20 protein-coding genes are annotated in these 21,879 nt (G+C 47.3%); 10 read left to right on the forward strand and 10 right to left on the reverse strand.

Going from position 1 to position 21,879, the window contains the following annotated elements:
- Positions 1-77 precede the first annotated feature (77 nt).
- From Q0369_RS01035 to putP, 3 genes are all read right to left on the reverse strand, one after another.
- Positions 78-734 (reverse strand): YccF domain-containing protein, encoded by a 657-nt coding sequence (locus Q0369_RS01035; RefSeq protein WP_298094776.1) that lies wholly within the window; start codon positions 732-734, stop codon positions 78-80.
- 740 nt (positions 735-1,474) lie between these two features.
- Positions 1,475-3,100 carry a DUF2130 domain-containing protein gene (locus Q0369_RS01040; protein ID WP_298094779.1) on the reverse strand — a complete coding sequence of 542 codons (1,626 nt, stop codon included), beginning with the start codon at positions 3,098-3,100 and terminating at the stop codon, positions 1,475-1,477.
- Positions 3,093-4,601 carry a sodium/proline symporter PutP gene (putP, locus tag Q0369_RS01045; RefSeq protein ID WP_298094782.1) on the reverse strand — a complete coding sequence of 503 codons (1,509 nt, stop codon included), beginning with the start codon at positions 4,599-4,601 and terminating at the stop codon, positions 3,093-3,095. Before putP ends, Q0369_RS01040 begins: the two co-directional genes overlap by 8 nt.
- A gap of 169 nt (positions 4,602-4,770) precedes the next feature.
- On the opposite strand from putP, the gene Q0369_RS01050 reads away from it, so the two are divergent.
- Genes Q0369_RS01050 through Q0369_RS01080 form a run of 7 tightly spaced genes read left to right on the forward strand, consistent with a single transcriptional unit; the run spans position 4,771 to position 10,718 of the window.
- The gene (locus Q0369_RS01050) at positions 4,771-5,433 is read left to right on the forward strand and encodes an amino acid ABC transporter permease (protein ID WP_291940149.1); all 663 of its coding nucleotides are present in this window, start codon (positions 4,771-4,773) and stop codon (positions 5,431-5,433) included.
- On the forward strand, positions 5,426-6,154 hold the full coding sequence (locus tag Q0369_RS01055) for an amino acid ABC transporter ATP-binding protein (protein ID WP_298094785.1): 729 nt from the start codon (positions 5,426-5,428) through the stop codon (positions 6,152-6,154). Before Q0369_RS01050 ends, Q0369_RS01055 begins: the two co-directional genes overlap by 8 nt.
- Before the next feature lie 11 nt (positions 6,155-6,165).
- Positions 6,166-6,906: a basic amino acid ABC transporter substrate-binding protein gene (locus Q0369_RS01060; protein WP_298094788.1), complete on the forward strand. Its 741-nt coding sequence runs from the start codon at positions 6,166-6,168 to the stop codon at positions 6,904-6,906.
- 59 nt (positions 6,907-6,965) lie between these two features.
- On the forward strand, positions 6,966-7,502 hold the full coding sequence (locus Q0369_RS01065; RefSeq protein WP_298094794.1) for a hypothetical protein: 537 nt from the start codon (positions 6,966-6,968) through the stop codon (positions 7,500-7,502).
- A complete protein-coding gene (thiE, locus tag Q0369_RS01070; RefSeq protein ID WP_298094797.1) occupies positions 7,495-8,109 on the forward strand; it encodes a thiamine phosphate synthase in 615 nt (204 codons plus the stop codon). Before Q0369_RS01065 ends, thiE begins: the two co-directional genes overlap by 8 nt.
- On the forward strand, positions 8,096-8,872 hold the full coding sequence (locus tag Q0369_RS01075) for an undecaprenyl-diphosphate phosphatase (protein WP_298040803.1): 777 nt from the start codon (positions 8,096-8,098) through the stop codon (positions 8,870-8,872). The genes thiE and Q0369_RS01075 overlap by 14 nt, the downstream gene beginning before the upstream one ends.
- A gap of 22 nt (positions 8,873-8,894) precedes the next feature.
- Positions 8,895-10,718, forward strand: a complete 1,824-nt coding sequence (locus Q0369_RS01080) for a sulfatase-like hydrolase/transferase (protein ID WP_298094800.1) — start codon at positions 8,895-8,897, stop codon at positions 10,716-10,718.
- Positions 10,719-11,332: 614 nt separating this feature from the next.
- Here the strand turns inward: Q0369_RS01080 and Q0369_RS01085 are convergent.
- Positions 11,333-12,673: an aminotransferase class V-fold PLP-dependent enzyme gene (locus tag Q0369_RS01085; RefSeq protein ID WP_298094803.1), complete on the reverse strand. Its 1,341-nt coding sequence runs from the start codon at positions 12,671-12,673 to the stop codon at positions 11,333-11,335.
- Positions 12,674-12,774: 101 nt separating this feature from the next.
- Between Q0369_RS01085 and Q0369_RS01090 the strand changes: the two genes are divergently transcribed.
- Together Q0369_RS01090 and Q0369_RS01095 are read left to right on the forward strand one after the other, a co-directional pair.
- Positions 12,775-13,584, forward strand: coding sequence for a DUF234 domain-containing protein (locus Q0369_RS01090; RefSeq protein ID WP_298094806.1), 810 nt, complete (start codon positions 12,775-12,777; stop codon positions 13,582-13,584).
- Between the two features lie 37 nt (positions 13,585-13,621).
- Complete coding sequence (locus Q0369_RS01095; protein WP_297962084.1) at positions 13,622-14,452, forward strand: hypothetical protein; 831 nt, start codon at positions 13,622-13,624, stop codon at positions 14,450-14,452.
- A 207-nt stretch (positions 14,453-14,659) separates the two neighbouring features.
- On the opposite strand, the gene Q0369_RS01100 is transcribed toward Q0369_RS01095, so the two are convergent.
- Positions 14,660-15,400 carry a hypothetical protein gene (locus Q0369_RS01100; RefSeq protein WP_298094809.1) on the reverse strand — a complete coding sequence of 247 codons (741 nt, stop codon included), beginning with the start codon at positions 15,398-15,400 and terminating at the stop codon, positions 14,660-14,662.
- Positions 15,401-15,488: 88 nt separating this feature from the next.
- On the opposite strand from Q0369_RS01100, the gene efp reads away from it, so the two are divergent.
- Complete coding sequence (gene efp, locus Q0369_RS01105) at positions 15,489-16,055, forward strand: elongation factor P (protein WP_298094814.1); 567 nt, start codon at positions 15,489-15,491, stop codon at positions 16,053-16,055.
- Positions 16,056-16,328: 273 nt separating this feature from the next.
- Here efp and Q0369_RS01110 read toward each other — a convergent pair whose 3' ends face one another.
- The 5 genes from Q0369_RS01110 to Q0369_RS01130 all read right to left on the reverse strand — a co-directional run bounded on the left by Q0369_RS01110 (position 16,329) and on the right by Q0369_RS01130 (position 21,703).
- Positions 16,329-16,562 carry a SelT/SelW/SelH family (seleno)protein gene (locus Q0369_RS01110; RefSeq protein WP_295098848.1) on the reverse strand — a complete coding sequence of 78 codons (234 nt, stop codon included), beginning with the start codon at positions 16,560-16,562 and terminating at the stop codon, positions 16,329-16,331.
- Positions 16,563-16,713: 151 nt separating this feature from the next.
- A complete protein-coding gene (locus tag Q0369_RS01115; protein ID WP_298094822.1) occupies positions 16,714-17,424 on the reverse strand; it encodes a metallophosphoesterase in 711 nt (236 codons plus the stop codon).
- A gap of 363 nt (positions 17,425-17,787) precedes the next feature.
- Complete coding sequence (locus tag Q0369_RS01120) at positions 17,788-18,840, reverse strand: GDSL-type esterase/lipase family protein (RefSeq protein ID WP_298094827.1); 1,053 nt, start codon at positions 18,838-18,840, stop codon at positions 17,788-17,790.
- On the reverse strand, positions 18,833-20,143 hold the full coding sequence (locus Q0369_RS01125) for a DUF459 domain-containing protein (RefSeq protein ID WP_298094830.1): 1,311 nt from the start codon (positions 20,141-20,143) through the stop codon (positions 18,833-18,835). Before Q0369_RS01125 ends, Q0369_RS01120 begins: the two co-directional genes overlap by 8 nt.
- Complete coding sequence (locus Q0369_RS01130) at positions 20,144-21,703, reverse strand: MBOAT family O-acyltransferase (RefSeq protein ID WP_298094832.1); 1,560 nt, start codon at positions 21,701-21,703, stop codon at positions 20,144-20,146.
- Between the last annotated feature and the right edge of the window lie 176 nt (positions 21,704-21,879).

Consider the following 21,879-nt stretch of genomic DNA (forward strand, 5'->3'; position numbering starts at 1 on the left):
ATTTAAGACAAAATTTATATAAATTCCAGCTCTTAAATCCGCCGCAATAAATCTAATCTGCTCGCAAATCGCGTAAATTAATAGCTTTTTACTTGAATAGGCTCCGATAGCATTTTAGGGACGCCCGGTAATCCATACGCTCCCCGGCAGATATTATTTTCGGCATCGGGACCTTTTGCGATGGTGATCGTTTTATTTTCGCCGTCCACGCTGATTAGGAAGCATTTATCTCCCTTTGTGCTTTTAAGATATGCGGAATTCGCTCCGTTGGACTCTAGCGGAACATTCGTCATAACCGAAAAATCGGATGCGAATTTGCCTTGAGAGATATAGTAGGCGTCCAGATCGTATTTAACGGTAATTAAATTTGTTGCCAACTTAGAGATCTCCGCATCATCTCTAGTAGTCAGCCCCGGTTCCGCAATCGCTACTGCAGGCAAGGCAATCGCTACGATACAAACCGTAGCTACCATCATCGCTACGGATACTTTTTGGGGCGTTACGTCATATTCACAGTTTTGTAGCGACTTTGCGGCGACGGCAAGCGAGCTTTTATTTTTGCACGCCATGTCGTTGGTGAAGGGCAAAAACAGAAATTTGCCGTATTCTATAAGACCTAATCCCGCAGGAGCGGTCCGACTAAAACGGTTAAGGATTGAACCCGACAAATAAGTTAAAATAGCCAAGATCCAACCGCCCAGAAAAAACCAAATAATGTTGCCTAAAATACGCATATTTTACCTCTTTATAAATTTATGCAAATCAAGCGATCCGCCCGTTACAGACGTTGCACAGCCTACCATTGCTTTTGCGGCGTATTTGATGCGACCTGCACGCTATGTCGCACAAAACGAGTCTTGTACGCGCAAAATTTCCCATGCGCAAAACAACTGCGAAATGATAAGGGATGGGGTTTAACGATTGGCAACAAACGCTTTTCATCGATAAAATTTTAGTACGCAAATGACTGCGGCAAGGGTGTTTAAAAAATTTAAATTTATTTTAAAAAAATATTAGAAATTCTAAAATTTCGACGCAGAAATTTAAAAAATTTCATAAATTTAATTAAATTTGCGGATCAAAATTTTAAAATTTTTACGGTACGGCGAAGCGAATTCTTAAAATTTTGCTATGGCTTTTAGCACAAAATCTTCCCGATAAGGACACAAAACAGAAATTCCAAATCAAATTTTTTCGACGTGAAGCGCTTCCTTAATTATGAATTTAAAATTTTACACGTGAAATTCCCGCGCTACACAGTGAGGCGTATTTCTGCCAAGATAAAAGTTCGCAAGCAAAATTCCAACCTCGCAAACCCAAAAGCATACGACAATTACTTCTTGAAATTCTAGCACCGCTTGTCCGCCGGACAAATATCGCGTTACTTTACAAAATTTCAGCCTCACGATACAAGCTCCCCGCGCTGCGAGCACGCCTCGTGCTCTCGCCATAGCCGCGATCTGTCCGCATGCCGCTATGGCGTCTCGCCACCGTCTTGGTCTTGGAGCGCGCTCGCTTCGCTCTTCGTCGCAATCGCCTCGAGACTTAAAATTTCATCGACATCCTCTAGCTGCGCTACGCCGCTTCCGGCGATGCTTCTAATGCTTGCGTGCATCGCGATCGCTCCGTCTCGCGCACGCGCTATCTGTTTTTCACGCTGTTTCCAGATGCGCTCCATCGCGTTGCGCTCCTTATTTAGGCTCTCCTGCATGCCGACGAATGCCGATACGATCGTTTTTATCTGGTTTGCAAACTCGGGCGAGGTCAGATAGTCGTAGAGCATCGCCGTTTTGCTATCTTGATTTTGACCCGATCTTTTGGCAAACGCAAGCGCCACGACGTGTTCGCGCAAGACGGCGCAAAGTCCCTTAAATTCCTCAAACGAACAGATCCAGATGCTAGCATCGCTCGACGCTTGGTGCAGCCTAGGGCTGTGAGGCGGCATCTGCTCGGTGACGATAACGCCGATCTGCGCGCCCTCGCCTATCATATCGTCTTTGAGTTTGTCGATCCATTTGGGCTCGAAGCTTTTCGTGCGCTTGCTCTCGTATAAAATTTTACCACAGCCAGCAAACTCCCTCGTATGCACCATCTGCACGCAGTCTGCGCCGCGCGCGCCCTTTTTGACCTCATCTATCTCGTCCAAAGGAAAGCTTAGCCGCAGATACTCTTGCAGCGCAAGCTCCTGCACCTCGCCCTGAAGCTGCTGCGAGCCCACTTCCGAGCGGCGCTTGAGCTCGTTTATTTGGCCGATTAGGCTTTGGATCTGCTCATCCTTTTGGCGGAATTTCAGCTCGTTTTCCTGCGAAATTTGCTTCGAAAGCCGCTCGCGCTCTTGGTTTACGCGGTTGGTTAGCTCGATCTCGGATTTAGCTTTATTCTCGGCCTCAAGCTCGCTAAATTTACGCTTTTGCGCCTCCATCTCGGCCTTTATTAAATTTAACTCGGAAATTCTTTGCGATTTTTCTTGCAGCTCCTTTTGTAAAATTTCAAATTTCGCCGCGTTTTCGCTCTCGATCTGCTGTTTCTCTTCCAATAATTTTTGAGAAGATTGTTCTATAATCATCTTAATCTGCTCATCTTTATCGCGAATCTTAAGCTGATTTTCTTCCAAAATTTCTTTTATTCTATTTGAAATTTCAAGCTCTGTTTTTGCTTTATACTCAGTCTCAAGTTCTAATTTCGCACGCTTTTCTTTATCTAACTCTGCCTTAATTAAATTTAACTCACTCACCTGTTTAGATTTTTTATCAAGCTCTTCGTTTAAAGCTTTTATCGTCGCTTGATTTTCTCTCGCAGCCCACTCTTTGCTTTCTTTAACTAATTTTTCGCGCTCTGCACTAATACCCAAATTTATACCCGCTTGTATTTTCTCATTAACGGCATTTTCGCGTGCTTTCAAGGCATTGTCCGCCTTAATATATGCTAAGCGCTTTTCGTTTAACTCGGTTTCAAATGCTTGCCGATCGACTAACTTTTGCTTCTCAAATTCTTCTTTTTTGCGCTTATAATCCATCTCTAAACGAGCGCGTATTTCATGCTCCATAACATTGTCTATATCGATCTGCGAGCCGCAGTGCGGGCACTTTACGTTAGCCATCTTTGCCCCTTAAACTCTGCTCCTTCATCTTTTCAAATTCCTGCGAAATTTGCGCAGCATTGGGCTCATCCGCCATCTTATCGAGCACGGAGTTGTAGCGATTTACGAGCAGTATCGCAAGCGCCGAAAAGCAAAAGCCCGGCAGCAGCTCGTAAACGAGGGCCGAAAGCCCCGATAATATCCAGCAAATGACCGTAATACCGCCTACTAGCATACCCACTAGAGCCGAGAGCGCGCTCATCTTTTTAGAATACAGGCTGAAAAGCAGCACCGCTCCAAAGCTCGCGCCAAATCCCGCCCAAGCGTTACCCACGACGTTTAGCACCGTATCGTTTGAGCCGAACGCCAAGATCGCGGCGACTGCGGCGATGATCACGACGGCGATACGGCTGCTTAGCGTCTGCGTGCGCTCGCTCACCTCTTTTTTATAAAACGCAAAGATAAAATCCTTCGTAACCGCGCTAGCGCTTACTAAAAGCTGGCTTGAGATGGTGCTCATAATCGCCGCCAGAACCGCAGAGATTATGACGCCTAAGATAAATGGATGAAAGAAAATTTTGCCGAGCTCTAGGAAAATTTTTTCGGGATCGTCTATACTAAGGCCCTTTTGCGAAAAATAGACAAAGCCGATCAAGCCGCTAAGCATCGCGCCCGCAAGACCTAGCACCATCCACGAAATTCCGATGCGGCGCGCGCTATCAAGCTCGCGCGAGCTTCTAATCGCCATAAAGCGCACGATGATATGCGGCTGACCGAAGTATCCGAGCCCCCAAGCAAGTAGGCCCAAAACGCCCAAGAAGCTTTGATTGTAAAATAGATCAAGGTGGCTCGCGCCGTATAGCCGCACCTGCGTCAAAAAGGAGCTATCCGCAGGGATCTGCAGCGCACGGTAAGAAAACAGAGGGATCAAAATAAGCACCGCAAACATCAGCGCGCCCTGAAACGCGTCGGTGATCGCGACGGCCTTAAATCCGCCGAAAAAGGTATAAAACACGACAATTAAGATCGTAGCGACCGCGCCGTATGTAAAGCTTAGCCCGAAAAAGCTCTCAAATGTCTTGCCACCCGCGATGATGCCGCTGCTAACATAGAGCGTAAAAAATATGATGATCAAAAGCCCGGAGATGATGCGAAGCGTCTTGGTGCGGTCTTTAAAGCGGTTTTCTAAAAAATCTGGGATCGTGACGCTGTCGCTTGCTACCTCGGTGTAAATTCTAAGCCTTTTTGCAAGAAATTTATAATTGCACCACGCGCCCACGCAAAGTCCTAGAGCTATCCAGATATTGCAAATCCCCGTTGCGAACATCGCGCCCGGCACCCCCAAAAGCATCCAGCCGCTCATATCGCTAGCGCCAGCGCTAAGCGCCGTTACAAATGGGCCCAGGCGGCGATTATCGAGCAGATACTCGCTTAAGCTCGCATTCTTGTCATAATAATACCTACCTATAAAAATAAGCGCGCCGAAATATATCGCGATTGCGCAATAGGTCCAAAAGCCCATCGTTGCCTCCTTTTAAAAAAGCTAATTTTACTCTATTTCAAATAAAATTTTACTTTCGGAATTTAGCCAGATTTTAACGAAATTTTAGTATTCTTACCGTTTAAATTTTAAGAAAAAGGCGCCTTGGTTGAACGAGAAAATTTTAAAGGTCGTATTTGTTTTGACTGTAATCGCCGTGGGGCTTTATTTCACCTATCCCGAACTGAGCGAAGCGCAAAAAATTTCATACGCCAAAAGCTACGGCATCACTCTTATTTTGACCTCCGGCGGCATCGTGATCGGTATCGCGTTAGGATTTATGCTGGCATTTTTAAAATTTCTGAACAATAAATTTCTAAGCTTCATTATCGACGAATACGTAGACATCATCCGCGGAACTCCGATCGTTATCCAGCTGATGGTGTTCGTGTTTATTATCTTTGCTACGTGGAGCAATAATATCGCAGCTGCGATCTTTGCGCTGGGGCTTAATAGCTCAGCCTACGTCGCGGAGATCGTACGCAGCGGCATAAACAGCGTCGATCGCGGCCAGATGGAAGCAGCGCGTGCGATGGGTCTAGGCTACGGCACAGCGATGAAAGAGATCGTCTTTCCGCAGGCAATAAAAAACATCCTGCCTGCGCTTGCAAATGAGTTTATTAGCCTATTTAAAGAGACCTCGGTCGTAGGCCTCGTAGCAATCACCGATCTTACGTTTTTTTCAAAAAGCATGCAGGCTGCGCTTTATACCGTCCAGCCGATACTTTTTGCCGCAGTGCTTTACTATGCAAGCGTGAAATTTTTCTCGTTTTTAGTAAAAATGCTAGAAAGTAGGTTAAACCGCAATGATTGAAATATCAAATTTAACCAAATCCTACGGCAATTTATCGGTGCTAAAAGGAATTTCAAAGACCATAAATAAAGGCGATATCGTAGCAATCATCGGTCCAAGCGGCGGTGGTAAATCGACCTTTTTGCGTTGCTTAAATTTGCTTGAAATTCCAAGCGGCGGCACTATTAAAATAGACGGCGAGGATATTACCGATAAGCACACCGATATTAATAAAATTCGCCGCAAAGTTAGTATGGTGTTTCAGCATTTCAACCTCTTTGCAAATAAAAACGTGCTGGAAAATTTAACTCTAGCGCCCATAAAAGCGGGTATCTATACTAAAGAACAAGCCTTAGCAAAAGCGGAGGAGCTGCTGCAAAAGGTCGGTCTTAGTGATAAGGCCTATACTTATCCGCACAAGCTTAGCGGCGGGCAAAAGCAACGCATCGCGATCGCTAGAAGTTTGGCAGTAAATCCGGACGTGATTTTATTCGATGAGCCCACTTCGGCACTAGATCCTGAGATGATCGGCGAGGTGTTAGGTATAATGAAAGAGGTCGCCAAAGAGGGCATTACGATGCTTGTGGTAACGCACGAGATGGGCTTTGCACGCAATGTCGCGAATAGGATTTTTTTTATGGAGGGCGGCAAGATCACTGTGGACGATACGCCTAAAAACGTATTTGAAAATCCGCAAAATCCGAGATTGAAAGAATTTTTAAATAAAATTTTAAACCACTAAAGGAGAGGGAAATGAAAAAATTTATGAGATTTCTAGTTGCGAGCGCGTTGTTTTGCGGTTCGCTAGTCGCTAAAGACATCACCAAAGATACGCTTATCGTAGGCACGAACGCCGAGTATCCGCCGTTTGAGTTTGTGGATGAAAACTCCAAAGTCACCGGCTTTGATATGGATTTGGTAGCCGAGCTTGCCAAGCGCGCGGGGGTAAAATATGAAATTTTAAATATGAGCTTTGACGGGCTGATCCCTGCGATTAAAAGCGGTAAAATCGATATGATCGCCTCGGGAATGAGCGCGACGCCGGCTCGCAAAAAGGCGATCGATTTCACCAATCCTTACTACAAGGTCGAAAATTTATACGTCAAACGCAAGGATGATAGCTCGTTAAATTCAAAAGCCGACTTGCAGGGTAAGCGCCTTGCCGCGCAGCTAGGCACCATTCAAGAGCTTGCGATCAGAGATATCAAAGGTGCCGAAGTTAGCGCTACGGAGAACGTTTTTGTAGCCGTCATGTCGCTGAAAAACAAAAAGATCGATGCGCTTTGCGTGGATTCGTCCGTAGGCTACGAATATCTTAAGAAAAACGACGATCTAACCGCATTTTTTAAAGAATCCGACGGCAGTGAGGGCTTTTCGATCGCATTTGATAAGGGCAAGTATCCCGAGCTGCTAGCTAAGTTTAACGCAGCGCTTGAGGAGATGAAAAAGGACGGAAGCTACGAAAAGCTTTTGGAAAAGTATAATTTAAAATAATCCGCAAAATTTAGGCGCAAATTCTGCAATAGGAATTTGCGCCGCCTAAGAGGAATCCTATGAAAAAGATATTTTTAGCACTTGCCATTTTGCTCTGCACACAGAGCTTTGCGGAGCAAAAAGATAGATACGGCATCGCCGCGTTTGCAGGTCTTGGCGATGATGGCAGAACCTTTGTTTTTACCTTTAGAAAAGCTCAAAAAGATCGCTTCTTTCCCTGCGACTTAAAAAATTTAAACATAATCGCCGCCGGCGCTTCAAGGTGCATAACGGACGCCAAAGAGTTAAGGAAATTCGATAAAGAATATAAAAAGGCTCTCGAGTCCGTGATAAAACCAGGCAAGCGCTACTACGTAAATTTAATCAATCGCGGCAACGATGCCTATATTTGCGACGTAAGCGATCCTAAAAGTAATCTGCGATTAGACCTGGTAGCGGCGGGATTTGCCGTGCCAATAACCGACGATAGCGAACTTCTTTTAAAAGCCGCCGAGGAAGCCAAAGAGGCTAAGCGCGGAATGTATAGCGCAAAATTTTGGGATGTTACCAACTGCATCCTAAACGGCGTGCCGATGCCGAAAAAGATAGATGAGTGAAATTTACGCGCTTAGCGACGATACTTTAACGCCGCCGCAAACTATCTTTTCGCAGATAGATGAAATTTTGCGCTGCGGCGTAAAGCTCGTGCAGTATCGCAGTAAGCTCGCCGTGAGGGATAAAGCTTTAATCCGCTCTCTCATCAGCCTTTGCGAGGATTACGGCGCCAAACTCATTATCAACGACGATGCGGCGCTCGCCAAAAAGCTAGGCGCGCACGGCGTGCATATCGGAAAGGACGATGGCGAGACAGCGCAGGTGCGCGAGTTTTTAGGCGCGGATAAGATCATCGGCGTTAGCTGCTATGCTGATCTTGCTAGCGCGCAAAAGGCCGAGTCGCAGGGCGCTAGCTACGTAGCCTTCGGCTCGCTCAGGCGCGGCAAGACAAAGCCTGATGCGCCGCTTTGCCCCGATGCGCTCGTGCAAGAGGCGCGAAAATCTTTAAACCTCCCAATCGCCGTAATCGGCGGTATAAGCCTAGAAAATTTAAATGAAATTTTAGCCCTCAAGCCCGATTATATCGCAATGGTAGAGGCGATCTACAGACCCGCTTCGATTACGCAGAATTTAGCAAATTTAAAGGAAAAAATGGATGAATATATTTGACGCCGTGATTTTAGGCATCGTCGAAGGGCTGACGGAATTTCTGCCCGTAAGCTCAACCGGGCATATGATCCTAGCCGCAAAACTGATGGGCTTGCAGCAGACCGACACGCTTAAATGCTTCGAGGTCGTTATCCAGCTAGGCTCGATCTTAGCGGTCGTCGCGATGTTTTACAAGCGGCTTTTAGTTGATTTCAAGCTCTGGTGCAAACTTATCGTGGGTTTCATCCCTACCGCAGCGATAGGATTTTTACTATATAAAAGCATCAAATCGCTATTCGCGCCGCAGACCGTCGCCTACGCGCTGATCGGTTGGGGCATTATTTTTATCGCAGTCGAGCTCTTTCGCAAGGCGCGCCCGAGAGAGGACGAGCTGGAGCATCTGGATCAAATTTCATACGTTCAGGCCTTCATCATCGGGCTTTCGCAATGTTTTGCGATGGTGCCGGGCACTTCGCGCAGCGGCGCTACCATCATCGCAGGGCTTTTGTGCGGGCTAAGCAGAAACCTAGCCGCGCGCTTTAGCTTCCTACTCGCGATCCCTACGATGTTTGCGGCGACTTTTTACGACACCTATAAAAATTTAGACACCTTCGCGCAAAACTCTGACAATATCACGACCTTTCTCATAGGCGGCGCAGTAGCGTTCGTCGTGGCGCTTGCGGCGATCAAGCTATTTCTAAGCTTCGTTTCGAAGTTTGATTTCATCCCGTTTGGAATTTATAGAATTCTAATCGGCATCGTCTTTTTCATCTTCGTTCTTTAAACGCAATCATCAAAGGAATTTCATGAGCCTCGTAAAAAATATCGGCGCATTTTTAAAAGACAGATTTAGCCTCCTATCGGTATTCGGCGGCGCGGTGCTAAACGCATACACGCTAGTTTTGGTATTAAATTTAGCGCTCGGGTTGCTTCTTATCGCACGCGGCGGCGAGCTGCTCTCTGCGCAGGCACTGTTTTTCGTGGCGTCTGCGATCTGCGGCGTGACAATACTTTTTTTCGCGCTTTACGCGCTTAGCTTTTACAGCGCCAGGCTATATAAAATTCTCGCCTTTGCGCTTCTGGCGATAAACGTAATCTTTGCGATCGCTCAGATTTTTTTGATCTTTAGCTTGGAGCTTACCTACTCGCACGGCACGCTGGACGCGCTGGTGCAAACGACACCCAAGGAAGCCTTCGAGTTCGCGCATGCGTTTTTAAATTTCAAGCTTATCGCGGCTTTTTTGGCGCTTTTAATTTTCGTCATCACCGCTCTTAGGCTTAGAGTGAGCGAGCGAGTGCGAATGAAGCTGTGCCGCGCGATAAAGCTAGCCTTTTTGCTTAGCTTGCTCGTTTTTATCGCGCATGCGGCGTTTAAAAGCTACGTAGCCAAAAGCTCGAAAATGCGCGCCAGCATCATAATCGCGCTAAATAAAATTCCGATTTACAATTTTGCTTTCGTTACAAAGGATTATTTCGGCGCCGATTTTAAAAGCGTGCGCGAGCTGCAAGCCGGGTACCAAAGCATTTACGCCTCGCATTCGCATAAAACCGCGCCAAACCGCATCTCAAACGTCGTTTTTATTATCGGAGAGAGCCTGCAGCGAAATTTCATGAGCCTATACGGCTACTATCTGCCCACCACGCCGAACTTTCAAGCGCTTGAGCGAAGCGGAAATTTAATCGCCTTTAGCGATGTTGTCTCGCCGGGCGCTAAGACCAACGACGTATTAAAATACGTGCTAAATTTCGGAAATTACGAGAGCGAAAAACAGCGCCCGTGGAGCGCCAACCTCGACATCGTAAATCTCGCGCGGCTGGCAAACTACGAGACCTTTTGGATCAGCAACCAGGAGCGCTACGGGCAGTGGGCGGTCGCAAGCGGCGCGAGCGCGCAGATGACGGATCACTCGGACTTTACGAATCAGATCCCGGTTTACAAATACGCCTACTCGCTCGACGAAGTTATGCTTCCGAGTATAAAAAATTTCAAATCCGGAGCGAAAAGATCGCCTCTTGCGCGCAAGGACGAAAGCTCCGCCGCAGAGGTAAATGGTACGCAGAAAAAGGATAAATTTTTCATCCTTCATCTGATGGGCTCGCACCCGAGCTACGAGTTTCGCTATCCGAAAAGCTTTGCTAAATTTAGCGCCGCGGATATCTCGCGCGAGCCGCTTGATGAGGGGCAGAAAAAAGAGCTCGCGCACTACCTAAACACCGTGGCTTACAACGATTTTATAGTAAACGAAATTTATAAAATTTTTGCGAGCGATAACACGCTGATAGTCTATTTCAGCGACCACGCCCAGAGCCTCTATCAATACCGCGGCAAGCTGATCCACGGCGGCATCAATCGCTTCACGCTCGAAATTCCGTTGATTTTCATGGCGTCTGATAAATTTAAAGAGCAAAACGCTGATCTTTGGGCGCGCATCGCCGCAGCCAAAGACAGGCCGTTTTTAAACGACGATCTCATCCACGCGATCGCAGAAATTTTAGAGATGACCGAGCTGCCCGAGTTTGAACCCGCTCGCTCGGTGATCAATGCTGATTTTAACGCCTCGCGCCCGCGCATCATCGAGGGGGTCGATTACGATAAGGTTTACAAGCTGCAAAAGGAATTTGGCGAGTAAATTCGGTGAAATTTTGCGCCTTTTAGCAGCGCAGAATTTTGCTTCTTAAAATTTGCGCTCTTATCGCAAGCACTCGCGCCCTAATTTGGCTTTCGGACGGGCGCGTCTGCGTCAAATCTACGCTACCGCAAAGCTCTGCGGTAAAATTTCTTGCCGTAAAATTCTGCCGAGTAAAATTCGGTTTTGCGGAATTTCAAATTTTATCGCTCAAATTCCGCGGCGCAGAATTTCCCATGCGTTCACGAAATACAAAATTTGCGAAGCTCGTTCAAATAGCGAAATTTTGAAATTTCGGAATTTTAAAATTTGTCGGCGTTAAAATTTATCCACGCGGCACGGAATTCTACCGCTTAAATTTCACGGCACAAAACTTCTCAGCACAAAATTTACCGCCAGAATTCAGCTCGTAATTTAAAATTTCAAAATTCCGCGCCGCGAAATTTATGCCGAAGAATTCCGCGTTCCAATCGGCACGGAATATCTGCTGCCCGAGCCGCGCATAAAATTCTACGCTTTAAAATTCCAAGCTGCGAAATTTCACCGACAAAATTTTATGTCGCAAAATCCCGCGCCGTAAAATTTAAAAGCAGCTCTTGCTATAAAATTTCGCGAGCTCAATTTACGCTGCCGCAGCGGTATTTGCCTGCTACGAAGGTGATTTTATCGCGAATTTTAGCGATCTGCCTTAGCGCCTCCGCCAAGAAATCCACGTCGCTTTCATCATGGATGAACGAGAAGCTAGCCCGCACCCAAGCGGGTTTGCGCGACATTTCGGTATCGGGCTGTAAGCCGAGCAGATCAAAGCCGTAAGGTGCTGCACAGTCGCAGCCTGCGCGGGTTTGGATCTCAAATTTCTGCCCGAGCACCCCGGCTAGCGCGTCCGCGCCAAGCCCTTGCATATTAAAAGCAAAGATCGGCACGCGCGGCGCGGTCAGATTGCCGTAAATTTCAATCTCGGGGATTTTTGAAATTTCGCTTATGAAGCGCCTGCAGATCGCCTCTTCGCGCGACTTGATCGCCTCTAGCCCCACACTTTTGCGAAGTTTTAGAGCAAGATAGGTTCGCACCAGCGCGATGATGCCAGGCGTGCCCGCTTCTTCCAAGCGCTCCTTGTCGATTATAAAGCGCTGCGTCAGGGCATCCGCGTATTTGATCGTGCCACCCCCTGCGAACGTCGGCTCCTCGCCGCGCAAAAGCTCCTTTCGCACCGCCAAAATCCCGCTAGCACCCACGCCGCCCAAAAGCTTGTGCGCGCCGAAAAACACTCCGTCGCAAAAGCTGGTATCTGCGTTTTCGTGCGCGATGAGCGCGCTAGCGTCCACGAACAGCCGCCCGCCGTACGCTTTTAGCATCAAGTAAGCGCGCTTGTAATCTAGCTTAAGACCCGTCACGTTCGATGCCGCGGTAAGTACACCGTAAATTTCGCGTCCTTTGTTTGCGGATAAAATTTCGCCCAGCCGCGAAAAATCCATCAGCCCGCTTCCGTCCAGTGGCACGCGCACGACCTCGCAAAGCCCCTGTCTTAGGCTAATTTCAACTGAGTGATGCTCAAAAGGCGAGATGATGAAAAGCGGCAGCTGCTTTAGGCTCTCGCGCCGCAAGCCGAGCCTATCTCGCGTCGCTGGCGGCAGGTAGATGCCTAGAATTTCCCAGAGCTTCTTTATCGCCGCGGTCGCGCCAAATCCGCACGAGATCAGATAGTAGCGCTCCTCGCAGCCCAAAAGCTCTTTGATTTTGGCCCTTGCATTTTCGTAGTAATCGCTCGTAATCTCGGCGCTCGCTCCGCCTGCGGAGTGGACGTTGGCATATGTTGCAAGCACGCGCTCGATCTCTACTTCTATAGGGCGATACGCAAGGCCCGAGGCGGCGAAATCGAAGTATTTGACCCCCCCTTTTAAGATGATGTTTTCTTTGATCGTTTGAAAATCCAAAGCGCGACTCCAAAATTTTTGCAAATTATATCCAAACTCGCTAAAATTACGCCCGCAAGGAGGGCGAAATTTACGAGCTAAAAGACACTGCGCGAAATTTAGGCGATGCTGGTATCGACGCGATTTTGCAGTTTCATTTTGTATTTGACGAGATCGGCTGTATAAGCGGCTACGCAGACGTTTTCGAAGCGATCGAAAATGAAATTTTGCTCTGCTTTGAACGTCTCGGCGAGCGCTTTAAATTCGGCGGCGAGTACGAAGAGCAGATCAAAAAGGCGCTGATGAAATTCGCTAGAAGCGACCGCAAAAAAATAGGAATTTCAAAAATCTTGCCGCGGTTTACGGCACAAAAAATCACCGCAGATCTCATAAACGCGAAGTTTTTAATCACCGAAAAATCAAGCGAGCAAAGGGCGCAAAAAGAGCGCAAAAACGACCGCCTCCCGCGCGCACTGCGCCGCTACCATATCACCGACAAAGTCCATTTTAGCAGCAACTTTGCGAGGTTTTGGTTTAGATTTATCGAGCCGAACCTGCCCGCGCTGCGACGTGGCGAAATAGGGCGCGTGCTAAGCCTAATCAAAGCGGATTTCAATGCCTACGCGGGGCTCGGGTTTGAAATTTTAAGCAAGGAGCTACTCGCGAAGTATTTAAATTTAGAGATTTCGCAAATTTCAAGCTTCTGGAACAAAGAGGTCGAGATCGATATCTACGCGAAATTTGAGAATTTTTGCGTCGCGGGCGAGTGCAAATACAAGGAGCGAAAAATTTCAAAAAACGTGTTAAACGAGCTCATGATCAAATGCGAAAAAGCGCGCCTCGCGCCCGATCTGCTCGCGCTGTTTTCCAAAAGCGGCTTTAGCGGCGAGTTGCGAAGCCTAAAAAGCGATAAAATTTTACTCTTTTCGCTAGAGGATTTTAAAATTTTACTTTGAATACGGACGTAAAATCAATGATTATAAGGGAATTATCATGAAAAATAGGGTCTTGGCAGCATCGTTAGGCGTGCTTTTGAGCTTAAGCTTGGCTGGATGCGATAGGGGAGAAATAGAGGATATTCAAACGGAGGATTTTTATGCCGCCAATCCGGATAAAGCAAAAAGCGTCTCCGAGGCGTGCGCCCTAGCCGATCTATCCAAAGAATCGGCAGAGATTTACGACAACTGCGAACGAGCCGCGATGGCGTATTTCAAAATCTTCTATAAAAGTATGATGCAAGCGGCATCAAGGCAAGAGGTAAAGGCGCAAGATGAAAAACAAAAAGCTATGTGCGAGCGCAAAGAGGTGCGAAATACGGAATTCGACGTGGAATGCTTTCTGTTTCTAGCCGTCACGGGTTTGCCGATAAACTCTACAGCGCCTAAAAATAGGCTGACTTATCTACTGGAGGAATGCAGAAATGATACAATCAGCCCGAAATGTAGGCTTTTAAGAAAGGAGATAAAGTTTCTCAAGGAAGACCTTAGAATGAGCAAAGAAGAGGTCTACGAGGCATTATCGAAAAAATTGCAAATCGTGATAAAAGACTATATTGATTTTTACGTATCGCAAGGTAGATTCGATGAAAATCCAAACAAGATAACAAGCATGACGGTCGAGCAGATAGCTCCAAACTCGATTAGCATAGGCACGACGAGCTATGTCAGCTGCTTTACTATAACCACAATCAATACAGGCAAAAACGCTAGTTTGGAGATACGAAAAGGCGCAAGCCAAAATGACGAATTCTGCATGGAAACATATAAATTGCCCGAAGTTGCAAAAATTCTAAATGAAAACGGCGGTGTTATTAGGCTTAGATAGCAAAATTTTATATTTTCAAATTTGATTACAAAGTCTTAAGAGTTTAAATTTAAAAACTGAAATTCCGCCGCTTGAAATTTTAAAGCGACGGAATTTTGTTAAATTTCAGCTCGCGCGGGTGGCCGTGCTGCGCGCGACTTGCACTACCGCGAGCAAACTCGCGCTGTCCGCGCACAAACCCCGCGCCCTAAATTCCGCAAATTTAGACTATTTTTTCACTTTGATCACATATGGCACCGATTTGATCACGCCTTTGGAAAAGAGCGTCTTGGTGTCCGCATATACGGCGTCAAGCTCGGCTTTTGAGACGTCCGTATCGCTTACCTGCACGTCCTTGTCGTAGTATTTCTCGATCACGTCGATCGCGCCTTTTTGATCGCTCGGCGAGAGGGCTTTCAGCTGCTTTAAAATCAGCGCCGATTTGATAAACGCGCTCTTGCCGTGTACCGGCGCAAAGATCAATTTTACGTTGCTATTGCGAAGGTGCTTCGTGATCCTTTTCATCTCCTCGGCGCAGTACGGACACTCCGGATCGCCCACGATGTAGGTCATATAGGGATTGTTTTTATCAAACGACTCGATATAGGCAAATCTCGCCGGATTTATGCTTTTTAGTAGCTCAAGCGCGGCGGCATCCCTGGCGTCCTTTAAAATTTGAGTTCTCATCTTAAACAGCGCCGCGTCCGCCGCGTCCGCGAGCTTGGGCTCCTCGGTCACTGCCACTAGGCTTTTGCCGTCGTCGCTAGCCAAAAACGCCTCTTTTTTCTCGCCCGAGCGGACGATCAGCAAATTTAGCCCGTTTAGCGAGTTTAGTTTGTCGATCGAGATGAGCTGAGCGTTTTTATCATTTAGACTTTGCTTTAGGTTTTTTACGAACTCCGCATCGTTCGCATTCGCGCCAAGCACAAAAGCCGCACACGCAGCCAAAACGTAGATGATTTTTTTCATAGCTTCCCTCCCCTTAAAATTTCGCCAATTATATCAATTTAAAATAAAATTTGTTATAATCGCGCCCTATCAATTTAAGGAGAAATTTATGGCTTATTCAATGGGCGATCTAAAAAAAGGTCTAAAAATCGAGGTGGACGGAATTCCGTTTAAAATCATAGAATATCAGCACGTAAAACCGGGCAAAGGGCCAGCTTTCGTGCGCGTTAAAATAAAATCTTTCATCGATGGCAAGGTGCTTGAAAAGACCTTCCACGCGGGCGATAAATGCGAGGCGCCGAATCTCGAGGACAAGCAGATGCAGTATCTCTACGACGACGGCGAGGCGTGTCAGTTCATGGATACCGATAGTTACGAACAGATCGCGATCAGCGATGAGGACGTGGGCGAGGCGAAAAAATGGATGCTTGACGGCATGATGGTGGACATTATGTTTTACAACGGCAAGGCGATCGGCGTCGAGGTTCCGCAGGTGGTGGAGCTTAAGATCGTAGAAACCGCGCCGAATTTCCGCGGCGATACGCAGGGCAGTAACAAAAAGCCCGCCACGCTTGAAACAGGCGCCGTGGTGCAGATCCCATTTCACGTGCTCGAAGGCGAGGTCATCCGCGTAGATACCGTCCGCGGCGAGTATATTGAAAAAGCAAACAAATAATCCTCATATTTTTGCGAAATTTTAATTTCGCAAAAATTCCTCTTTCTTTTAAAATTTATAAACTCCGGATGATAAATTTAAACCGCATCGGTTGCGTAAATTTTGATTAAAATGGCTTTTCGAATTTGCCGAAATGTGGGATAATTTAGTCTAAATTTTACGCAGCGCTGATTTGGCAAATTCAGAATGGTTTTATGATTAAATTTACGGATATGAAATTTGAGTATAAAAACGCCCGAAAGCAAATCTTACGACCCACTTTCGGGCTTTGAGCTAGGCTGCAACTTTAATTAGATTTAAAATTTCACCTTCACTTGGGAAACGAGGCTTAGCAAAATCTTTATTAAAGAAAAGCTTTCTGCCGTCAACTTCTACTAGAAAGTCTCCGCTGCCACCAGGGGCCAACTCGACAACTGCATCCTTATAGACGCTTGTTATTTCATCTCTCACACGGAGAGCTTGCGGTCTATAAGATCAAGAATTACAATAAGTAATTACAACCTTCATCTTTATTCCTTTCTAAAAAAGTGCCACATTGTAGCCAAACTAGCTTAAATTTTAATATAAAGGCTCAATTTCGCGCGCCTCAGTATTTAAAATTTACGAGCGAAATTTCGCCGTTTGCAAAGCCCTAAATTTCACTGCTGCGGGCTCAAGGCTAGTCTTCAAATTTTAAAATTTCATCGTAGCAGAGATAAAAATCGCAGCCGTGCGCATGGAATTTCTTATCGCCGTGAAAGTGTCCGAAATACCACCGCTCAGGCCTTACGAGCTCAAAGATCCTCTCTAAATACTCAGACGTTTTATCGGGGGTACTTTTGCCGCACCAAAGGTATTCTTTTAAAAATTTCATCGCAAACCACGGCGCCGTATGGCTCAGCACCGCATCGATCCGTCCGCCCGCAGCGATGAAATCGCGCGCATTTCGCATCGCGCAAGCAAACTCCTCCTCGCTCGGAATCTCGCGCGCCCACCAGCTAAGCCCCGGTATCCGATGCGCCTTATCGACGCTAAGCGCACCGCCGAAGCACAAAAAATGTCGCCCCGCAATCTCGTAAATTTCGCCGCGCCGCAGCCAAAAAATATTCTCGCCGCCCACGCTCACGGTGCCGCCGAATTTCCGCTCGCGCGGCAGCTCATCCAACATATCGAAATTTTCATGGTTGCCGTCTATGAAAAGAAGCGTGGCGGGGAAATATCTTTCTATATTTTTGCGCGCCATGAACTCATCTATCCGCTCGCTCCAAAACAGCCCAAAATCTCCGAGCACGATGACGAAATCATCGGCACTAAGCCCGCCCGCAAAGGCCTTGTTTGTTATTTTGCCGATCTCGTTTATTCCGTGCGTATCGCCGCAAAGATATATCATCTGCCTCTCCTTTTTTTGCTTTCTTAAATTTAGCTCGCCGCGCTTTGTCGCAGCCCGTGCGAATGGAATTTTAAGCGCTAAATTTTACGCAGCGCACACTGCACAGACCTTTCGCCCCTAGCCGTAACCACATAAATTTAATCCAAATTAAAAGCGTAAATTTAGGCGACGTATTTTAAAAGCACAGGCATCAAGCCTATCGACGCGTAAATTTAAAGCCGCAGCTTCTGATTTAAATTTCGCGGCGCAGATCTAAGCGGCGAAATCCAAGTAGGCGCAGCTTTGCTTACTGCCGCTAAATTTTAAATTTAGCGACGAACTTTGTAAATTTTACGGCGAGCCGCATAAATTTAAAGATTAATTTTAAAGCCTGCCGCGCAATTTCATCGCCAGCGCTGCGCCGATTTTTTCATAGCCCTCTTTTTGCAAATGGATTTCGTCAGGACGGATCAGCCCGCGCTCGCGCCAGCCGCGCCAGCCACCATCCTCGTCCATAAGACCGGCTATGTCGTAAAACATCGCCCCTTCGTCTCGCGCTAGATGCGCTAGCACCTCCGCAGCGCGTGAGGCGTTTGGCACTTTAGGGCTTCGCGGCGGCGCTACGAGCAGGATTTTTACGCCCGGGCTCGCGGAGTGGACGCTACGGATAAGTCCGCGGATGCTCTGATAAAATTTTTGCTCGTCAAATTTCGGATCCATCGCATCGTTTGTGCCGTAAGCAATGACTACGAGATCGTATCTAAGTCCCGAAAAATCCCTACCAAAGGCATCTGCACCCCATTTTTCGTAGAGGTTGCTAAACGCGCCGTTGCTCGCGCAAGAGTCTGCGAAGCGCGCGTTTTTGCGGTAAATTTTATATCCTCCAAGTTCTGCTCCGTCACGCAGCGATCGAATTTCGATCGGAAATCTAAGTCGCAGCTTAGAATACTCCCATTTCTGCGGCACTTCTTGCGAAATATACGCGCTTAGCCCACTTGCATCGCGCACGCGAAAAATCTCGCCGCCCTGATCCGATTTATGCAAAATTTCGACGTAAAAATCGCCGCTAAGCTGCTTTAGCTCCAGTCGCACATTAGCGCCCTTTTTGCCGGTAGCGATCACTCCGCATAGTGGGAAATCGGGGTCTTGCTCGGTGCGGGATGAGATCACATTAAAGCCGCTTTGCTTGAATTCTATATTTTCGCTTTTGTGATATTTAGGCATCATTGCAGGCACGAAGCCGACGCTGTTTTGCACGAAAAAACCATGTCTGAAAGCATCTATCAGCGCGTCGCTTCCTAAGTGCGAATCGCCAAAAAATTTCACTCCAAAGCCCGCAGAGCTTTTTGCGTTTGCGGAATTTATGCCGCGGACGCCTGCGTTTGCCGCGCATCCACCTAATAATGCGGCAAATAAAATGACCATAAACTTACTCAACTTCAATCCTTGATAAAATTTCTTTCGCTACCGCTTCGCAACCCTCTTTGCTCATATGAATGCCGTCGTCTTGGCGCACGCGCACGAGCTTGGAGCCGCTTTGCAGATAGGTTTTATAGGCGCCTTTTTCGCACACCAGCGGGGTTGTTTGCATAAAATACCCGCCAAGCGCCATACTAGCGTCGGCATATATTTGATTTAGCAGCTGCGTTTTCTCCTCAAAATCCGGCTTTTGCATACACGGCATCGCTAGCCACAGCACTCCCGCGCCGTGCGAGTGCGCCGTATCGTATATCTCGCGCACCCTTGAGGCGTAAAACTCCCGCCAGCGCGGCGTTTTGATGCCATAAGTTTTACCCCCTGCGCGGTACTCCCACACATCGTTAGCTCCTAGAAGCACGACTACGAGCTTAACGCCGCCATTCTCTCTAAGCGCGGTATCGAGCGTCTTTTGCCAGTCAAAGGATTTCTTACTCGCAAGCCCCGTAGATTGCTTGCTAAGATCAATCACCCTCAGGCTTCGCTTCGGGAAAAATTTCTTAGCGTTCATCCCCACGTATTGCATCAGGCTATCGCCCATAAAAAGCACCTCATCGCCTGCATTTAGGCGGATTTTGCCATCGTCGCTAAGCGAAATTTTAGCATCAACCTCCACGGAGCTTTGCGTCGTTAAATTCTGCTCCAAGGCCTGCGGAACAGGGAGCTGAGAATCGGAATTTTCGCCGCTTTGTAAGGTTGCGCTTGCTGTGACGGTATTTTGCGACTCAGCGGAGCTGCGCGGCACAGAGCTTGTTGTAGCCAGGCTTTGTGACACGGAATTTTGCGAAGTAGAATTTTGAGGGATGGAATTTTGTGCGTAAGGCCCCTGCGCAGAATCGCGCGTTTTTAAATGATGCGTAGAATTATTTAAAGAGGAATTCTTCGCGGCATGGGCTTGCGGCTTGCTACCTTGCGACTTAACGCTTTGCGAAGTATCGTGATCTCGCACCCTCGTACTTTGCAAAGCTTGATTTTCCGCCATACGATCTTGCGCAGGTTTTTTAAAATTTTTGCTTCCGCTATGCGGACTTGCGTCCTCATCCTTGCTAATGTCCTCGCCTTTGATACGCTGCTCAAGCTTATCTGCGCCATTTGCAATCTTTTCGTAGATCTCTCCGCCTACGCGAAACGGCGAGTGGCGCAGCCATTCTTCTAGCCCAAAGTCATCGTGAAATCGCTGCTCCAAATAATAAAGCAGCGAGCCTTGCATAAAAAATGCTGAGAAAAGCAGCGCAAAAAGCAGAGTCGAAACAAACCTAAGCATCTAAAATCCTGCGTAGATGAAATTTGGAATTCCGCTTGGCATCAGCGCAAAAATCAGCGTGAAGATCATGCCGAGCACGAGAGCTTTAGGTAAAAACGGCAGCTCGGCAAAAAGCGCGATCAAAGTATCTTTAAGAGCTGAAATTTTAGGATAAACAAAAATCCCCGCTAAAATCACCGCAAGCACCGCTAGCTCGCTAATATCTCCGAAAACTCGCGCGCGGGTAAAAGCGCTCAAAATCGCCGCCGCATCTGGAAGGGAATTGGCGAAAAAAATCCAAGCGAAACTTACAAAAACATAGGTGCAAAATAGCGCCAAATGCGGATTTAGCGGCTTTACGCCCACTTTGGCAAGACATTTTAAAAACACAAGCGCCACTCCGTGCAAAAGCCCCCAAATCAAAAAATTTAATCCCGCGCCGTGCCAGATGCCTGATAGCGCAAACGCGATTAGCAAATTTACGCAGGTGCGCGCAAAGCCATTGCGCGAGCCACCAAGTGGGATATAAATATAATCGCGTATAAACGTGGATAAGCTGATATGCCAGCGATCCCAAAACTCGCCTAAATTCTTAGCCGCATAGGGCATATTAAAATTCTGCGGCAGCTTAAAGCCCATCGCAAGCCCAAGCGCCCGCGCCATATCGATAAAGCCGCTAAAATTCGTATAAAGCACCACGCCATAAAGTAGCAGTGCAGCTAGAATTTGCGCCGCGGAAGACTCTGGTTCGTCGCCGTAAACGCCTGAAATCACATCGCTATAATACGCGCCCAAATAGCCGCTAATAAGCAGCAGCTTAACTAAGGCAAAAATTATAAGCACATAAATTTCATCGGCATTGCCAAAGTGCTTGAAGCGATCAAACTGTGGCAGTACTGGCTCTACGCCCTTGGCAGCGCTAGCGCGCCCGATAGGACCCATCACGACGCTAGGAAAAAACGCCAAAAAGCACGCCAAGCTCAAAAAGTCCTGCTCGCCGCATTCGCGCCTATAAACTGAGACGAAATAGGTGATCGACATAAAAACGTAGTATGAAATTCCAAGCGGAAACGCCACGCTATCGACGGCACCTAGGTGCAGCGCGGCAAGCACGGCATTGAAAAACTCCCTGACGTAGCCATAATATTTAAAAAACGCGAGGAAAAATAAGCCGCCAGCAACCGCCGCAAGCATCACTGCGCGTGCCTTCGTAGTGGGTAGTGGGAGCTGCTTCGCTAACCCCGCTTTTTGCACCTGCTTTGCTATGCCAGCTTGTTTTGTTGCGCTCATCTGCTTGGCTGCTGCTTTACGCGATAGCTTTTTCTTGCGCGAAGACTGCTTTGCGGGCGGTATGGCTTTTGCGACTACGTAATTAGCGCGCGCGATACACACACCTGCAAAATATACGAAAGCACTATAGGCCGCAAGTACCAGCGCAAAGCGCGGATTTACGGAGCACATAAAGCCGTAGCTTGCCAGCAGAATCAGGATTTTTTGCGCAAAAATATGATTTTTGAGCGTCCAATAAACGATTAAAAACGCTAAAAAAGCAAGGACAAACTCGGGCGAAAAAAATGTCATTTAATCTTTCCAATTTAAATTTTTAAAGCTCTTGCGGGCTTTTAAACACTCGCGGCGTGAGATTTATACGAAGCGAAAAAGCCAAAAACTTTTTTTAATCGCTTGCAGCGCAATATTTTATGCGCAGGCACGGCGGTAGTCACGGCGTTGCGTCGCCAAACGCGCTAATAAATTTA

The sequence above is a fragment of the uncultured Campylobacter sp. genome, assembly GCF_938030685.1.
In the GTDB taxonomy this organism is placed as follows: Bacteria; Campylobacterota; Campylobacteria; order Campylobacterales; family Campylobacteraceae; genus Campylobacter_B.

What these genes read in the sequence shown, in the direction of transcription:
- Q0369_RS01055 (WP_298094785.1), top strand. Translation starts at nt 5,426, where the DNA reads ATGATTGAAATATCAAATTTAACCAAATCCTACGGCAATTTATCGGTG.
- Q0369_RS01095 (WP_297962084.1), top strand. Translation starts at nt 13,622, where the DNA reads ATGAAAAATAGGGTCTTGGCAGCATCGTTAGGCGTGCTTTTGAGCTTA.
- Q0369_RS01130 (WP_298094832.1), bottom strand. Translation starts at nt 21,703, where the DNA reads ATGACATTTTTTTCGCCCGAGTTTGTCCTTGCTTTTTTAGCGTTTTTA.
- Q0369_RS01035 (WP_298094776.1), bottom strand. Translation starts at nt 734, where the DNA reads ATGCGTATTTTAGGCAACATTATTTGGTTTTTTCTGGGCGGTTGGATC.
- Q0369_RS01040 (WP_298094779.1), bottom strand. Translation starts at nt 3,100, where the DNA reads ATGGCTAACGTAAAGTGCCCGCACTGCGGCTCGCAGATCGATATAGAC.
- Q0369_RS01125 (WP_298094830.1), bottom strand. Translation starts at nt 20,143, where the DNA reads ATGCTTAGGTTTGTTTCGACTCTGCTTTTTGCGCTGCTTTTCTCAGCA.
- Q0369_RS01060 (WP_298094788.1), top strand. Translation starts at nt 6,166, where the DNA reads ATGAAAAAATTTATGAGATTTCTAGTTGCGAGCGCGTTGTTTTGCGGT.
- Q0369_RS01115 (WP_298094822.1), bottom strand. Translation starts at nt 17,424, where the DNA reads ATGATATATCTTTGCGGCGATACGCACGGAATAAACGAGATCGGCAAA.
- Q0369_RS01080 (WP_298094800.1), top strand. Translation starts at nt 8,895, where the DNA reads ATGAGCCTCGTAAAAAATATCGGCGCATTTTTAAAAGACAGATTTAGC.
- thiE (WP_298094797.1), top strand. Translation starts at nt 7,495, where the DNA reads ATGAGTGAAATTTACGCGCTTAGCGACGATACTTTAACGCCGCCGCAA.
- efp (WP_298094814.1), top strand. Translation starts at nt 15,489, where the DNA reads ATGGCTTATTCAATGGGCGATCTAAAAAAAGGTCTAAAAATCGAGGTG.
- Q0369_RS01065 (WP_298094794.1), top strand. Translation starts at nt 6,966, where the DNA reads ATGAAAAAGATATTTTTAGCACTTGCCATTTTGCTCTGCACACAGAGC.
- Q0369_RS01100 (WP_298094809.1), bottom strand. Translation starts at nt 15,400, where the DNA reads ATGAAAAAAATCATCTACGTTTTGGCTGCGTGTGCGGCTTTTGTGCTT.
- putP (WP_298094782.1), bottom strand. Translation starts at nt 4,601, where the DNA reads ATGGGCTTTTGGACCTATTGCGCAATCGCGATATATTTCGGCGCGCTT.
- Q0369_RS01075 (WP_298040803.1), top strand. Translation starts at nt 8,096, where the DNA reads ATGAATATATTTGACGCCGTGATTTTAGGCATCGTCGAAGGGCTGACG.